The sequence below is a fragment of the Cryptosporangium japonicum genome, from assembly GCF_039524755.1.
GTDB lineage: Bacteria > Actinomycetota > Actinomycetes > Mycobacteriales > Cryptosporangiaceae > Cryptosporangium > Cryptosporangium japonicum.
In genome coordinates this window covers 382,648-397,137 of record NZ_BAAAGX010000016.1, presented here as the reverse complement: position 1 = coordinate 397,137, position 14,490 = coordinate 382,648, and the positions used below count along the sequence as shown (strand labels likewise).

Sequence of the window (14,490 nt, the reverse complement as noted above, 5' to 3'; positions counted from 1 at the left end):
GGCGGCGGTCGGCCTCGCGCAGCAGGTCGGCCGGCGCCTCCACCTCGACCGGGGCCGCCCCGTCCCAGACGACCACGCCGATCGAGACCGTGATCGGCAGCTCGATCCCGCCCGCGACGACGAACGGGCGGGACGCCACCGCCAGCCGGGTGCGCTCGGCGACCGCCTCCGTCGTCGAGCGGTCCGACGAACCGAGCAGCACCGCGAACTCCTCCCCGCCGTAGCGCGCGACCAGGTCGCCGGCCCGGACGGACGTCGTCAGCCGGTGGGCGAGCTCCTCGAGCACCGCGTCGCCGGTCTGGTGTCCGTAGACGTCGTTCACCTGCTTGAAGTGGTCGACGTCGAGCAGCATCACGCCGATCGTGCGCGACCGGTCGAACCGCGCGGTCAGCTCCTCCTCGAAGCGGCGGCGGGTGTTGAGACCGGTCAGGCCGTCGGTCACCGCGATGCGCCGCTGCTCGACGACGAGCAGCCACATCCGGGCCAGCACCAGCGAGCTCAACCCGGCGCTGGCGGCCGCGATCGGCACGACGTGCAGGTCGCCACCGCGCGCGTACTGCACCAGCAGCACCCCCGGCGGCACCGCGGCGACGACGGCCAGCAGGAACAGTCGTCGCCCGGACACCGAGGCCGTCACGTCGGGCACCCGGTCGGAGAGCCGCGCCATCGACGGGTGCAGCGCGGCCGCGGCGGTGAGCGGCCCGGGCGCCAGGAACAGCAGGTTCCAGAGGTCGGACACGTTCGCTTCGCCGGCGACGGTGAACGTCGAGAAGAGGATCTCGGCCGCGAGATAGAAGAACAGCGCGGCCCCGAGCAGGTACATCGACGGGGTGCGCTGCGGAGCGCCGAGCCAGAGCCGCAGCCCCAGTGAGATCAACACGAGCTCGATCACCGGGTAGGCGAGCGTGGTGCCGGCGGCCCAGCCGTGCCGTTCGCCGGTGCCGAGCTGGGGCGCGATCAGGAACACCCAGGACAGCAGGGCCAGCGCGAGCGCGACGATGCCCAGGTCGATCCAGGTCGCCGCGTCCCGGCCGGGATGGCGGCGGCGCGCCCACAGCAGGAGCGCCAGCGCGTAGAGCGGGTAGCGCGGGAGGAACACCACGCCGGCCAGGTCGATCATCCCGCCGACGGTAATCGCGAGGTCGGCCGACACCTGCACCATGCCCACCGCGATCAGGCACCACCACGGGGCCAGGAAACGTGGCCGGTAGCGCACCAGGCCGGCGACGACGCCGACGAGCCCGGTGGCGTCGGCGATCGCGAAGCTGTGCATGCCGACCGCGGAGAGACCGCCGCCGTCGACGAACAGGAGAATGAGGAGCGGCACCGCGAGGAGCGGCGCACCGACGATCAGACGAGTCCTGTCCACGGACGCTCCTGCTCAACGGCTATGCCGACCCCATCGTCCGGCCGAGCACCGAGCTGAGCAGTTCGGCGGGGGCCTCGAGCTGGGGCAGGTGCCCGGTCCTGGGCAGTACCGTGAACGTAGCTCCGGGGATCGCGTCGGCGTATGCCTGGCCGTATGCGAGGTCGACGATCCCGTCGCTCGCACCCCAGACCACGTGGACCGGCACGTCGACGCCGGCCAGTCGTTCGCGCAGCGTCGGGTCGGACATCGTCGGCCCGGTGTAGGCGAGCAGCGCCCGGACGTCCGGGCGCGTCGCCGGCGGCGCCTGGGCCGGGTCGTGCCAGGACAGTGCCGCCAGCTCAGCCGGGGCCAGGCCGCCGACGCTCGCGACCGGGTGCCCGTCCACCTCGATGCCGATGCCGTCGACGATCACCACGCCGCTGACCAGCGGGCTGTGCATGAGCGCGATCTCGGCCGCGAGCCAGCCGCCGAACGAGTTGCCGATGACGACGACGCCGGGCTCGTCGAGCGCGCCGGCGTAGTGCGCCGCGAGGTCGCGGGTGGAGGTCAGGGCGGCCGGCCGCGGGGTGCCGCCGAAGCCGGGGTGGGTGGGGGTGTCGACCCGGGCGCCGGTGTGCTCGGCGAGCCGGGCGGCGAAGCCGGTCATCGTGGCGACGCCGCCGCCACCGTGCAGGAGGAGGTAGGAGATCATGTAAGGAACCTTATATCAGGTTCCTTAGGTAAGCAACCTGGGTAAGCTCGACCCGTGCCTTCGAATCAGGACGTCGGGCTGGCGATCAAGCGGCTGCAGTGGCGCCATCACCGGGAGGGCAACCGGCGGTTGTCCGAGCGGGCCGGCCTGTCGCTGGTGCAGTGGGACGTGCTCCGGCACGTGCACCGCAACCCGGACGCGTCGCTGCACGCGCTGGCCGAGCTCACGTTCCAGACCGATCAGTCGATGGGCGAGCTGAGCCGGCGGATGATCGAGCGCGGGCTGCTCGAACGGGCGCCCGGCGGCGGCCGCGCGGTCCGTCACCGGTTGACCGCGGCCGGTACGGAGGCCTACGAGGCGGGGTCGGGCATTCTCGACGAGGTGCTGTCCGAGACGCTCGGCCACCTCGACGCCCGCGAGCGCGCCGCGCTGTTCGCGCTGCTGGAGAAGGCGCTAGCCGGTTAGCGGGGCGGGCGGCGGCGCCGGCAGCGGGTGCGCGCCCTCCGGGCGCAGGCCGTCGAGGATGATCGCGAGGTAGCGCCGCCACAGGTCGGGCGACGCGTCCGGGGCGTAGCTCACGACGTGGTTCGGCGCGCACAGGAGCAGCAGGACGTCGGTGCCGGTGACGTCCGCGCGGACCGCGCCGTGCTCGCGGGCGCGGTCGACGAGCCGGTCGACGAGGGCGGCCATCCGCTGCTGGGCGTCGATCGGTGTCGTCGCACCGCGCAGGAACGACAGGTCCCGCTCCTGCTGACGCCGGGCCGCGGTCTCGACGAACTCGACCAGCGCGGCGCCCGGGTCGGCCGCGGTGAGCAGCCTCTCCGCGACCGCGTTGAGCTCCTCGACCCGGCTGCGCACGATCGCCGAGATCAGCTCGCCCTTGGTGGGGAAGTGGCGGAACACCGTCCCCTTGCCGACGCCGGCCCGGCGCGCGATGTCGGCCACCGAGGCGTCCAGCCCGTGTTCGTCGAACTCGTCGGCCGCCGCGGCCAGCAGGAGCTCCCGGTTGCGTGCGGCGTCGGCGCGGAGCGGGCTCACCGCGTGATCCTAACAAGTTGACCGCCCGGTCCGTTTGTCGGTAGCGTCGCCGCGAATAACCTGACCCGACGGTCCGTTTAGAGGAGATTCCCGTGAAGGCTGTCGCCGCGCCCGACTACGGCCCCCCGGAGACCTACGTCGTCGCCGACGTCCCGGTCCCGGTCGCCGGGGCCGGGCAGATCCAGGTGCGCATCGCCGCCGCGTCGATCAACCCCGCCGACGTCCGGTTGCCCAGCGGCGCGTACCGGGACGTCGCGCCGCTGGTCTTCCCGCACGTCGTGGGCAACGACTTCGCCGGCACCGTCACCGCCGTCGGCCCCGGGGTGAGCGCCTACCGGGTCGGCGACGAGGTCTTCGGCCAGTCCGTCCCGCGGGCGCTGCGGGCGATGGTCGGCTCCACCCGGCCCTCACTGGGCACCGGCTCGCTGGCCGAGTACGCGGTGTTCGAGGCCGACACCCCGCTGATCACCCACCGCCCGGCGGCGCTGGCCGTCGACGACGCGGCCGCCGTGCCGACCGTCGGGCTCACCGTGCTGGCGCTGCTGGGGGCAGCGGCGGTACGGCCCGGCGAGACCGTGCTGGTGGTCGGCGCCACCGGCGGCGTCGGCACCGCGCTGATCCCGCTGCTGGCCGCGGCCGGTGCCCGGGTGGTCGCCACCGCCACCCCGGCCGACGCCGCGCTCCTGCGTTCCCTCGGCGCCGACACCACGATCGGGTACGCGGAGACCGGCTACCCGTCGGGAGTGGACCTCGCGGTCAACCTGACCCGCCCCGGCGACGACCTGCACCCGATCGCCGGGGCCGTCCGTACCGGCGGGCGCCTGCTGACGATCACCGAGCCGGTCGCGGAGACGCTCCGCCACGACCTCGACGCCCGGTTCGTGCTCGACCTCGACGCGACGTTCGGCGGCATGCGCGAGGTCGCGGACCTGGTCGTGTCCGGTGCGCTCCCGGTCACGATCGGCCGGCGCTACGACCTCGACGGCGGGCCCCGCGCCTGCGTCGACTTCGCCCGCCGCCACACCACCGGCAAGCTCGTGGTGTCCATTTTCCGCACAGCTCCGCACGCCTGATCGGGGTCATGCTCACCCCCATGAGCCGCCTCCGCTTCGGTACCTTCCTGGCGCCCTTCCACCAGCCCGGTCAGAACCCGACGCTCGCCCTGCACCGCGACCTGGAGCTCGTCGACCATCTCGACGCGCTCGGGTACGACGAGGCCTGGATCGGGGAGCACCACTCCGCCGGGTCCGAGATCATCGCGTCGCCCGAGATCTTCATCGCGGCCGCCGCCGAACGCACGCGGCACATCAAGCTGGGCACCGGCGTCACGTCGATCGCCTACCACAATCCCCTGTGGGTGGCCGACCGCATGGTGCTGCTCGACCACCTCACCCGCGGCCGCGCGATGCTCGGCTGCGGGCCCGGCTCGCTGCCCACCGACTCGGCGATGATCGGGCTCACCCCCACCGACACCCGCGAGCTGCTCGGCGAGAACCTGGACATCATCGTCCGGCTGCTGCGCGGGGAGACCGTCACCCGCCGGACGAAGACCCACGACCTGGTCGACGCCCAGCTGCAGCTGCGCCCGTACACCGACCCGTGTTTCGAGATCGCGGTCGCCGCGGTGGCCTCGCCGACCGGCCCGCGGATGGCCGGGCAGCACGGCCTCGGGCTGCTCTCGATCGGCGCCACGCTCACCGCCGACGGGTTCGACGCGCTGGCCCACCACTGGAACGTCGTCGAGGAACGGGCCGCGCACCACGGCCGGCCGGCCCCGTCGCGGTCGGGCTGGCGGCTGGTGGGCCTGATGCACGTCGCCGAGACCCGCGAACAGGCCTACCGCGACGTCGAGTACGGCATCGAGCACTGGTTCACCTACTTTCAGAAAGTGGCCGCGTTCCCGCAGATGGACGTGGGCACCAGCGCCGACGTCAAGGGCATGATCGACTTCATCAACGAGGCCGGCATCGGCGCGATCGGCACCGTCGACGACGCGAAGGCCCAGGTGCGCCGGCTCGTCGACCAGTCCGGTGGGTTCGGGGCGTTCCTGCTGCTCGGGCACGAATGGGCCGACCCGCAGGCCACCAGGCGGTCGTTCGAGCTGATCGCCCGGCACGTGTTCCCGGAGTTCCAGGGCCAGGCGGCGAGCACCCTCGCCGCGAAGGACCGCGCGAGCGGCACCCGCGCCGGGCACGCGCAGACCCAGCTGGACGCCGTCGCGCACATGACCCAGCGGTACGAGCAGGAGAAAGCCTGACCGGCGCCCTCCGCACGGCGCAGAATGGGCCGTGCGGAGGGGAGTGGTCAATGACGACCGATGCCACCGCCTGGGAGCAGTTCCAATCCGGGCTGGAGCCCCGCGACGTGCGCGCCGAGGTGCTGACGTCGTGGCGGCGCTCGCAGTTCAGCGGCGTGGATCCCGAGCACGCCGCGGTGCCGTACGTCGAGACCGACGTCGACTCGTCGTTCGCGCGGGTCGCGGTCCCGGTGCTGACCGGCATGGCGACGCACCTCGTCGGCCATCACTCGTGCCTGGCGCTGTCGGACGCGGCGGGCAGCGTGCTCTGGCGGTGGGTGTCGGAGCCGATGCTGCGCAGCACGCTCGACGACCTGCGGGTGGTCGAGGGGTTCAACTTCGGCGAGGAACACGTCGGCACCAACGGCCTCGGTACCGCGCTGGAGACCGGCGGCATCGCGATGGTCCGCGGCGCCGAGCACTTCGTGCACCGCTTCCACGACGTCACCTGCGTGGCCGCCCCGGTGCGCCACCCGATCACCCGGCGCACGATCGGCGCGGTGAACGTGACCTGCCGGGCCGCGGACACGAACGCGCTGCTCCCGGTGATCGTGGGCAAGCTCGTCGAGGAGATCCGGCAGGCGCTGTACACCGCGGCCACCGCGAGGGAACGGGAACTGCTCGCGGCGTTCCTCGCGTCGCAGCGCGCGGGCCCGGGGCCGGTCGCGGTCGTCGGGGACGACCTGGTGATCTGCTCGGCCCAGGCCGCGGAACTGGGGTTCGACCGGCTCGGGCTCTGGGACGCGATCCGCACCGGCGCCGCACCGGTGTTGCCGGCCGACCTGCGTGCCGACGTGCGGCTCGTGCGCAGCGACGGCACCGTGGCCGGCGCGGTCGTGACCGTGTGCGAACCGGCCGCGACGCCGGCGCGGCCGGGGCGCCGACGCGGTTCCGGCCGCGCCGACGCACCCCGCCCGGCCACCGCGGACGCCGGGCCGGACGTCGTGCGCCGGGTGGCCGAGCTCGCGGCCGAGGGACCGGTCGCGGTGGTCGGTGAGCCCGGCTGCGGCAAGCTGACCGTACTGCGCGAGGTGTTCGGCTCCGCCCTGGTCCTGGACGCGGCGACCTACCCGCTGGACCCGGGCGCGTGGCTCGAGCGGCTCCGGTCCGGGGGCGCCACGGTGGTGCGGCACGCCGAGCTCTGGGACCTCCCGGCGGTGCGCCGGGTGGCCGCCGCGGTCGGCGAGCGGCGCCGTGCCGCGCTCGCGTTCACCGTCACGCTGCCCGCGGGGTCCGGTTCGCCGGCGGGGTCACCGGCCGGGGTGCTGCTCGACGCGGTCGGGGCGAGCGAGGTGCCGGTTCCGCCGCTGCGCCGCACGCCGGACGCGGTGGTCGCGGCGGCGCGGGCGCACCTGCACGGCCACGACCCGCGGCTCACGTTCACCGCCGACGCGCTCGCCGCGCTGCGCCGCTACTCCTGGCCGGGCAACTTCGCCGAACTGCGCCGGGTGGTGCGGAAGGCGGCCCGGGACGCCGACGGGTGCCGGGTCGGCGCCGCGGACCTGCCCGCCGAGGTGCGGTGCGCCCGTGCGCTGACCCCGCTGGAGACCGCCGAGGCCGGGGTCATCGCGGCGGTGCTGCGCGCCCACGGCGGCAACAAGTCCACCGCGGCGCGCGAACTGGGCATCTCACGCACCGCCCTCTACGCCAAGCTCCGCGCCTACCGGCTCTGAGCGTGGATCTCGCGCATCCGCTCGTCGAAGGGCGGCACGGGGCCGACGACCTCGACCCCCGGAGCCACGTCGGTGATCGGCAGCGCGCGGACCGGGGCCGTGGGCAGGCCCCAGGACTCGCGCCAGGACGCGAGCTGGGCGCTCGACGCGGCGTACACGATCCGGCCCAGCCCCACCCAGCCGTGCGCGGCCGAGCACATCGGACAGTGCTCCCCGGAGGTGTACACGGTCGCGGTGGCGCGCACCTCGGGGCTCAGGTTCGTCCCGGCCCACCGCGCGAGCACGAACTCCGGGTGGAACGTGGAGTCGCCGGTGGTCGTCTCCCGGTTGCTCTCCTCGCGCAGCACGGTGCCCTCGGCGTCGGCGAGCACGGAGCCGAACGGGCCGTCACCGCGTGCCGCCGCCTCCTCGGCCAGCGCGACGCAACGTTCGAGGTGGGCGTGGTCGTTGCGGGCCATGGGCGCTCCTGACGTCATGAGTTGATCAGCTCGTACACATCCTCGGTGATCGGAGCGGTCTCGGCCGCGGTGGGCGGCACCGCCGCGGGGGTCCGGCCGTAGTCGCGGTAGGCGATCCGGTGCACGACCGCCTTGGTCTTCGCGGTGGCCGGCACCGTCAGCACGAGATCGCGGAACCGGCCCTGGGGGTCCAGCCGGGCGTGGAACGGGACGGCCTTGGCCTTCGGGCCGAGCGCCGTGACGATCTTCGTGTCGACGGCCTCGGCCGCCGGGGCCGCGGTGACGTCGATCGTGCCCTCGAACACCCCCGGGTGGGTCTCGGTGACGTCGACGACCGCACGGAACAGATCCTCGACGTACGCGGGGTCGTTGCTCCACAGGTCCCAGGTGAGCGCGATCGACTTGTCGGTCACCCGGTCCTGGTCGACGAGTCCCCACTTGCCGGGGAACTCCGGCACCCCGTCCACCTGCCGGGGGTTGTCGACGACGATCTTGACCCAGGTCCGGGGGTGGACGACGAGGATGTGCCAGTTCGTGACCAGCCCGTACTCGGGGTCACGGACCACGTTCGTGAGCCGGTACGACTTGCCGGCCGGGTTCACCACACCCGCGCTGTCCGTCCAGTCCCACCGCGCGCCCTCGTTGACCATCGACCACGAGAACGCCGGGGTCCGGTAGGTCGGCACCGACGCGGCGAGCTTCTCGCGCGGCGTCGTCGGCGACTTGCTCGGCGTCGGGCCGAGCGACTCCGGGTACCGGTCCACGGGCCCGTCCAGGAGCGAGCCGCACCCGGAGAGCAGCAGGGCGAGCACGACGACGACACCCAGCGCCCGTGCGCGGGAGGAGAGCGGTGTGAGCATGGGGACAGTCTGGAGCGACGCACTGCGGTTTCACTGCCGCCCCACTGCCGTCCGGCGGTGAACGGCGCATTATCCGGCCAGGGCGGTTCCGTAGCGTTCGGTCGCGAGGTACGGGTTCAGGTGCGGGTGGCGGCTGCCGACCGCCACGTCGCGCCAGAAGCGTTGCAGCGCGTTGCTGGTCGCGAAGCCGCCGGCGCCGTGCAGGTCGAGCATCCGCTCGACCGCGTCGCGGCAGTCGCGCGCGGAGTCGGCCAGGTCCGCGCTCAGGCGGGCCTGGTCGGCTGCGGTCAGCCCGCCGGCGTCGGCCGCGGTGGCCACCGCCAGCATCGTGCGCTCGGCGCGGTGGGCCAGGCGGGCGGCGTCGGCCAGCCAGTGGCGGGCGCCGGGTGACTCGCCCATCGAGGTGTACGGGGTCATGAACGGCTTGCGGTCCGACGCGAACATCGCGGTCGTTTCGTCCAGCGCGCCGAGCGTCGCCCCGACGATCGGACCCAGCACCGACAGCCCGTACACCATCCGGTCCTCCGGCGGGCCCGGCAGCCGCAGCGCCCCGACCCGCTCGTCCGGGACGACCAGGTCGGCCACGACCGTGTGGCTGCCGGTGCCACGCATCCCGGCCATCCGCCAGGTGCGGTCGATCGTCAGGTCGGCGGTCGGCACCAACGCGGCCGAGAACACCCCGTCGAGCAGCACGCCGAGCACGGCCCACGTCGCGTCCTCGCAGCCCGACATATTGGCCCAGCGGCCGGTGACCCGCACCCCGCCCGCGACCCGCTCGGCCCGCCCGCCGGCCGGGTTGCCCGACCCGGCGACCAGCGTGTCCGGGTCGGCAAACACCGCCCGCTCGACGCTCTCGCTCACCGTCCCCGCGGTCAGCGTCTTCGCGGTCAGGCACGTCCCGGCGATCCAGGCGGTGGCCGGGCAGTCGCGGCCCAGGTCGCTGAGCATCCGCGCGATCTCCACCGCGCCGGCCCACGCCCCGCCGTACCGGCGCGGGGTCCGCAGCGCGAACGCGCCGGCGGTCCGGGCCGCCTGCAGGCTCTCCGCCGTCGGGCGTCCCTGCTCTTCGGTCTTCTCCGCGTTGGCGGCCAGGATGTCGTTCATGGGCCAACCTCAGCACCGGCCCGGCGGACCCGCCATGCGTCAGCGGCCCGGAGCCATACGCGCGGCTACCATCGTCGGCGATGGACATGATCACGGCCGCGATCGCGAGCGTCCGGTTCGGGCGGGCGAACGCGCGCCGCATCACCGGGTCCGGCGCCTGGGCGATGCGGTTCCCGCCGATCGCGGTGCTGGGCTTCCACGTGGTGCTGCGCGGTGAGGGCTGGCTGATCACCGCGGACGCGGACCCGGTGCCGCTGCGCGCGGGCGACATGGTCTTCACGGCAGCGCTGACCGAGCACGGGCTGGCGCACGCGCCGTGCCGGCTGGACGAGGCGCCGCCGTTCGTGTTCGAGCACCGGCCGGAGCCGCTGGGCACCGCGGACTTCGAGTTCCTCTGCGGAGCGTACGGACTCGACGGGCGACCGCCGGCGCTGCTGCGCCGGCTGCCCGGCGTGGTGGCGCTGACGCTGGACAACGACCGCAACCCCGGGCTGCGCGCGCTCGTCGACATGCTGGTCGCCGACCACGACGCCAGGGGGCCGGAGGCCGGGCGGGCGGCGCTGGTCGACCTGGTGATCGTGCACGCGTTACGGCACCTGCAGGAGCAGGGCGTCCCGGCGGCGGTCGAGCCCGGTGTCGCCGCGGCGCTGCGCGCGATCCACGAGCGGCCGGAGCACCCGTGGACCGTGCCGGAGCTCAGCGCGGTCGCCGGGATGTCGCGCACCTCGTTCGCGCGCCGGTTCGGCGCCGCGGTGGGCACGACGCCGATGGCCTACCTGACCGACTGGCGGCTCAGCACCGGCGCGCGGCTGCTGCGCCAGACCGGTACGCCGCTGGCCGGCATCGCCCGCCGCGTGGGGTACGCGACCGAGTTCGGCTTCGCCGCCGCGTTCCGCCGCCACTACGGCGTCCCACCGGGCCGCTTCCGCTCCGAGGCGGCTGCCCCGGAACCGGCTGCCCCGGGACCGGCTGGCTTGACGCCGGCTGGCTTGACGCCGGCTGGCCCGACACCGGCTGCCCCGGGACCGGTTGGCCCGGCGTCGGCTGGCCCGGCGCCTGTCGTCAGGCCGGTTGGCGCAGGCCGCTGACCAGGAGGTCCACCATCCGGCGTGGGTCGTAGCGCGGGGTCGTGCCGGCCCCGGCGCAGAGCCCGCCGACGCCGCGCATGAGCTCCTGCGCGTCCTGGCCGGGCCGGATCTCGCCGGCCGACGCCGCCGCGCCCAGCAACCGCGCGCACACCGGCTCGAGCCGTTCGAGGAAGTAGGCGTGCAGCGGGTCGTAACACGGGTCGTCGGACTGCAGCACGGCCGCGAGCCCCTGCTTCGTGACGACGAACCCGACGAACTCGCCGAACCACTGCCGCAGCGCCTCGTACGGGCTCGCCGCCGACGCCAGCAGCGCCGGGCCGGACTCCGCGAGCGCCTCGACCTGGTGCCGGTAGACGGCGACGATGAGGTCCGCGCGGGTGGGGAAGTGCCGGTAGATCGTCGCCGTGCCGACACCGGCCTCGGCCGCGATCTCCCGGATCGGCGCCTCCACCCCGGACCGGACGAACACCGACGCGGCCGCGCCGAGCAGCGTCGTCTCGTTGCGCTGAGCGTCGGCGCGCTTCTGTCTCACGGGGCCCCTGGCCTAACCGGGACAGTGTCCCGTATCGTCAACCGGGACAGCGTCCCGCTTAACTCGGAGGATAGCGCATGAGCACCTACCTGCTGGTCCACGGCGCCTGGCACGACGGGCGGGCCTGGAACCGCGTGGTCCCGCTGCTGACCGCGGCCGGCCACCGCGTCCTGGCCCCGTCGCTGACCGGCCACGGCGACCACCCCCGCCCGATGGCCCCCGACGTCGGCCTGGAGACCTACGTCGACGACGTGGTGGGCCTGATCCTCGCCGAGGACCTCACCGACGTGATCCTCGTCGGCCACAGCTACGCCGGGCTGATCGTGTCGTCGGCCGCCAACCGGGTGCCGGACCGCGTCGCCCGGCTGGTCTACCTGGACGCGATGGTGCCGCGCGACGGCGAGACCGCGGTCGACGTGATGCCGATCACCCAGGTGCTGATCGACGCGGCCGAGGACGGGTGGGTCGCGCCGCTGCCGGAGCTGCCGGCGCCGCACGGCCTGTTCGGCGTCACCGACCCCGACGACGTGGCCTGGGTGCGGTCGATGCTCGTCGACGAGCCGGTGCTCGCCTACCGGCAGCCGGTGCGGCTGGACGACCCGGCGGTGGCCGCGGTGCCGCGCGTGCACATCCACTGCGTCGGCTCCGAGGTGGAGGGCATCACCCGCCGCCCGGTGCCGGCCGGAGAGCCGGTGTGGGAGCTGCGCAGCGGCCACGACTGCATGGTCACGGTGCCGGACGACCTCGCCGCGGTACTCCTGAAACTGGCCTGACGGCGCCCCGGGCGTGTCGGCTGTCACGCAACCGTCATACGGTCGCAGAGCAACCTCCACGCCCACCGCGAATGCTCGGTACCGACGCCCCAGTGCCTCGGGAGGAGACGCGGATGCCGTACCCCTTGCCGTTCGACGAAGGGCAGCCGGACGCGCACGCTGCCCCGCCGCTCGACCCCGACTACCGGCTGGCCGCCGAGGTGTACGCCCGGTTGCTGGTCGACGACCTCACCCGCTCCGCGCGGATCGGCGTGCAGTCGCAGGCCGGCGTCGTGCTGCTGTGTGGGCGGGTCCGCGCCGAGGAGGTGCGCACCGCGGCCGGCCGGATCGCCGCCGAGGGCGGGGCCCGTGACGTGCTCAACGACATCGAGGTCCGGCGGGGCCGCGGGCTGCGCTGGCCGAACCTCGTCGTGCTGTTCGTCGTCGGGGCCTACACCAGCCTGGTCGCCGGGATCCTCGGGGTGAACGCCGGCTGGATCGCCCTCGCGTTGATCTGCGCGCTCGCCGCCCAGCTGCTGCAGAACCGCTACCGCGACGCCGCCCGCCGCTCCCGGGACGGGCGCCCCTCCTGAGCCGTCGCGCGGCCGCGGGCGATCGGGGGCAGCGCGACCGGGAGGATCGCCAGCGCCAGGACGCCGCACACCAGGGCCAGCCAGCCGAAGCCCACCGCCGCGACGACCACCCCGGAGGCCAGGCCACCGGCGGTGCCGGAGACCGCGATCGAGACGTCCACCAGCCCCTGGACCTTCGCGCGGACGGCCAGCGGCACCGCGTCGGTGATGAGCGCGGTGCCCGCCACCAGGCCGAAGTTCCAGCCGAGCCCGAGCAGCGCGAGCGCGACGCTCAGCCCGGCGACGGACGGGCCGGCCGCGGCGACCAGCCCGGACGCCAGCAACGTTCCGCCGGAGGCGACCGCGACCGCGAGCGCGCCGAAGCGGTCGACCAGCCAGCCGGTCACCGGCGACGGTAGGTACATCGCGGCCACGTGGACGGCGATCACCAGCCCGGCGGCGCCGGCGCCGTGCCCGTGGTCGACCAGGTGCACCGGCGTCATCGTCATGATCGCGACCATCACCAGCTGGGTGACGACCATAACCGTCACGCCGAGCGGGAGACCCCCGCGCACCGCCGCCGGCCCCGGCGCGACGGCGGCCTCGACCGGCGCCGACCGCGCCGCCAGCAGCGGATCGGGGCGCAACCCGACGAAGAGCACCAGCGCGGCCAGCCCGTACGCGGTGCCGCCGAGCAGGAACGGCCCGGCCAGCGCGGGGGCGCCGAGGGACGCCGCCAGCGCGCCGGTCGGAGCGGCCAGGTTCGGCCCCACCACCCCGCCGAGCGTCGTCGCGACCAGCACCGTCGACACCGCGCGGGCCCGGCGGCCGGGTGCGGCCAGGTCGGCGCCGGCGTAGCGGGCCTGCAGGTTCGTCGCGGTGCCGGCCCCGTAGACGAACAGCGCGACGAACAGCAGCGCGGCGCTGCCCGTGACGGCCGCCACCAGCACCCCGAGGCTGCCGAGCGCGCCCGCGAGGTAGCCCAGCGCGAGCCCCGGTCGACGTCCGCGGCGGTTCGAGATCCGCCCGACCGCGACCGCCGCGAGCGCCGACCCGGCGGTGAACAGCGCGGTCGGCACCCCGGCCAGCGACGTCGAGCCGAGCATCTCCTCGGCCAGCAGCGCCCCGACCGTGATGCCGGCGGCGAGCCCGGCGCCGCTGAGCACCTGCGAGACGACCAGGACGGTGAGTACCCGGCGCTGCGCGTTCACAGGCCCACGTAGACCCGGGACGCGTTCTGCGACCACACCAGCGGCACCACGTCGGCCGGCACCAGCGACGCGATCGCCCGTGCGTTGCGTGCCTGCCCGGGGACACCGGGCCAGTCGGTGCCGTAGATCCACTTGCGCGACAACCGGGCCAGGTCGAAGCGCGCGTAGTACTCCGGCAGGCGTTTCGGCGGCAGGCCGGACAGCTCGATCCAGACATTCTCCCGGGAGAGCGCGAGGAACGCCGCCGCGTCGTACCACCAGCCGCGCCCGCCGTGGGCCAGGACGACGGTCAGCGTGGGGAAGTCACGCAGGACCGTGTCGACGAACACCGGGTCCGCGTTCGCGTTCGTCGAGCCGGGAAAGCTCGACGTGCCGCAGTGCACGATCAGCGGCACGCCCCGTTCGACCAGCACCGAGTACGCGGGGTAGAGCGCGGCGTCCGATACGCGGAACCCGCCGTGCACGGGGTGGAGTTTCAGCGCGGCCGCGCCCAGCTCGAGCTGCCGGGTCAGCTCGGCCGCGATCGGATGGTGCAGGTGCGGGTTCACATTGGCCACCGGCCGGAACCGCACCGGGTTCTGCTCCACCAGCGGCAGCAGGTCGTCGAAGTGCTGGTAGCCGGTCGCGAGCGGGCTGTACTCGCAGAACAGCAGCGCGGTGTCGACGCCCTCGGCGGCGAAGAGGCGGTCGAGCGCGGCCGGGCGCGGCGTGCCGTCGGGCGCCCAGATCTCCTCGATGACGCCGTCGCGCCCGAACTGACGCGCCCACTCCGTCCAGGCCGGTTTCACCGACCCCAGCACCGGGACGTGCACGTGCGCGTCGATCAGCCGCTGTCCGTCCAGCACG

Annotated in this window: 16 protein-coding genes; 7 read left to right on the top strand and 9 right to left on the bottom strand. The window is 74.4% G+C overall.

The window, feature by feature from the left end:
• Nucleotides 1-1,369 (bottom strand): GGDEF domain-containing protein (locus tag ABD437_RS21585; RefSeq protein ID WP_344650697.1); only part of this gene is annotated, 1,369 nt, incomplete at its 3' end.
• Between the two features lie 19 nt (nucleotides 1,370-1,388).
• Nucleotides 1,389-2,060, bottom strand: a complete 672-nt coding sequence (locus tag ABD437_RS21580; protein WP_344650696.1) for an alpha/beta fold hydrolase — start codon at nucleotides 2,058-2,060, stop codon at nucleotides 1,389-1,391.
• Between the two features lie 54 nt (nucleotides 2,061-2,114).
• Between ABD437_RS21580 and ABD437_RS21575 the strand changes: the two genes are divergently transcribed.
• Nucleotides 2,115-2,525, top strand: a complete 411-nt coding sequence (locus tag ABD437_RS21575) for a MarR family winged helix-turn-helix transcriptional regulator (protein ID WP_344650695.1) — start codon at nucleotides 2,115-2,117, stop codon at nucleotides 2,523-2,525.
• On the opposite strand, the gene ABD437_RS21570 is transcribed toward ABD437_RS21575, so the two are convergent.
• Nucleotides 2,514-3,098 carry a TetR/AcrR family transcriptional regulator gene (locus tag ABD437_RS21570; RefSeq protein WP_344650694.1) on the bottom strand — a complete coding sequence of 195 codons (585 nt, stop codon included), beginning with the start codon at nucleotides 3,096-3,098 and terminating at the stop codon, nucleotides 2,514-2,516. The two genes, ABD437_RS21575 and ABD437_RS21570, sit on opposite strands and share 12 nt — an antisense overlap.
• Before the next feature lie 92 nt (nucleotides 3,099-3,190).
• Between ABD437_RS21570 and ABD437_RS21565 the strand changes: the two genes are divergently transcribed.
• From ABD437_RS21565 to ABD437_RS21555, 3 genes are read left to right on the top strand one after another with little or no spacing between them, the layout of a single operon-like run.
• Entirely contained in the window at nucleotides 3,191-4,171 is a 981-nt protein-coding gene (locus ABD437_RS21565) for an NADP-dependent oxidoreductase (protein WP_344650693.1), read from the top strand.
• 20 nt (nucleotides 4,172-4,191) lie between these two features.
• Nucleotides 4,192-5,355: an LLM class flavin-dependent oxidoreductase gene (locus tag ABD437_RS21560; protein ID WP_344650692.1), complete on the top strand. Its 1,164-nt coding sequence runs from the start codon at nucleotides 4,192-4,194 to the stop codon at nucleotides 5,353-5,355.
• A gap of 50 nt (nucleotides 5,356-5,405) precedes the next feature.
• A complete protein-coding gene (locus ABD437_RS21555) occupies nucleotides 5,406-7,067 on the top strand; it encodes a sigma-54-dependent Fis family transcriptional regulator (protein ID WP_344650691.1) in 1,662 nt (553 codons plus the stop codon).
• On the opposite strand, the gene ABD437_RS21550 is transcribed toward ABD437_RS21555, so the two are convergent.
• The 3 genes from ABD437_RS21550 to ABD437_RS21540 form a co-directional block, all read right to left on the bottom strand.
• Entirely contained in the window at nucleotides 7,055-7,525 is a 471-nt protein-coding gene (locus ABD437_RS21550; protein ID WP_344650690.1) for a nucleoside deaminase, read from the bottom strand. The two genes, ABD437_RS21555 and ABD437_RS21550, sit on opposite strands and share 13 nt — an antisense overlap.
• Before the next feature lie 14 nt (nucleotides 7,526-7,539).
• Nucleotides 7,540-8,385 (bottom strand): hypothetical protein, encoded by an 846-nt coding sequence (locus ABD437_RS21545; RefSeq protein ID WP_344650689.1) that lies wholly within the window; start codon nucleotides 8,383-8,385, stop codon nucleotides 7,540-7,542.
• A 69-nt stretch (nucleotides 8,386-8,454) separates the two neighbouring features.
• On the bottom strand, nucleotides 8,455-9,489 hold the full coding sequence (locus ABD437_RS21540) for an acyl-CoA dehydrogenase family protein (RefSeq protein ID WP_344650688.1): 1,035 nt from the start codon (nucleotides 9,487-9,489) through the stop codon (nucleotides 8,455-8,457).
• Between the two features lie 80 nt (nucleotides 9,490-9,569).
• Between ABD437_RS21540 and ABD437_RS21535 the strand changes: the two genes are divergently transcribed.
• On the top strand, nucleotides 9,570-10,577 hold the full coding sequence (locus ABD437_RS21535) for an AraC family transcriptional regulator (protein WP_344650687.1): 1,008 nt from the start codon (nucleotides 9,570-9,572) through the stop codon (nucleotides 10,575-10,577).
• On the opposite strand, the gene ABD437_RS21530 is transcribed toward ABD437_RS21535, so the two are convergent.
• On the bottom strand, nucleotides 10,552-11,109 hold the full coding sequence (locus tag ABD437_RS21530; RefSeq protein WP_344650686.1) for a TetR/AcrR family transcriptional regulator: 558 nt from the start codon (nucleotides 11,107-11,109) through the stop codon (nucleotides 10,552-10,554). The genes ABD437_RS21535 and ABD437_RS21530 overlap by 26 nt on opposite strands.
• Nucleotides 11,110-11,186: 77 nt before the next feature.
• Between ABD437_RS21530 and ABD437_RS21525 the strand changes: the two genes are divergently transcribed.
• A complete protein-coding gene (locus ABD437_RS21525; RefSeq protein WP_344650685.1) occupies nucleotides 11,187-11,882 on the top strand; it encodes an alpha/beta fold hydrolase in 696 nt (231 codons plus the stop codon).
• Between the two features lie 113 nt (nucleotides 11,883-11,995).
• Nucleotides 11,996-12,454, top strand: coding sequence for a BON domain-containing protein (locus tag ABD437_RS21520; RefSeq protein ID WP_344650684.1), 459 nt, complete (start codon nucleotides 11,996-11,998; stop codon nucleotides 12,452-12,454).
• Here ABD437_RS21520 and ABD437_RS21515 read toward each other — a convergent pair.
• Nucleotides 12,409-13,644 carry an MFS transporter gene (locus ABD437_RS21515; protein ID WP_344650683.1) on the bottom strand — a complete coding sequence of 412 codons (1,236 nt, stop codon included), beginning with the start codon at nucleotides 13,642-13,644 and terminating at the stop codon, nucleotides 12,409-12,411. The two genes, ABD437_RS21520 and ABD437_RS21515, sit on opposite strands and share 46 nt — an antisense overlap.
• Nucleotides 13,641-14,489, bottom strand: coding sequence for an amidohydrolase family protein (locus tag ABD437_RS21510; protein WP_344650682.1), 849 nt, complete (start codon nucleotides 14,487-14,489; stop codon nucleotides 13,641-13,643). The genes ABD437_RS21515 and ABD437_RS21510 overlap by 4 nt, the downstream gene beginning before the upstream one ends.
• Between the last annotated feature and the right edge of the window lies 1 nt (nucleotide 14,490).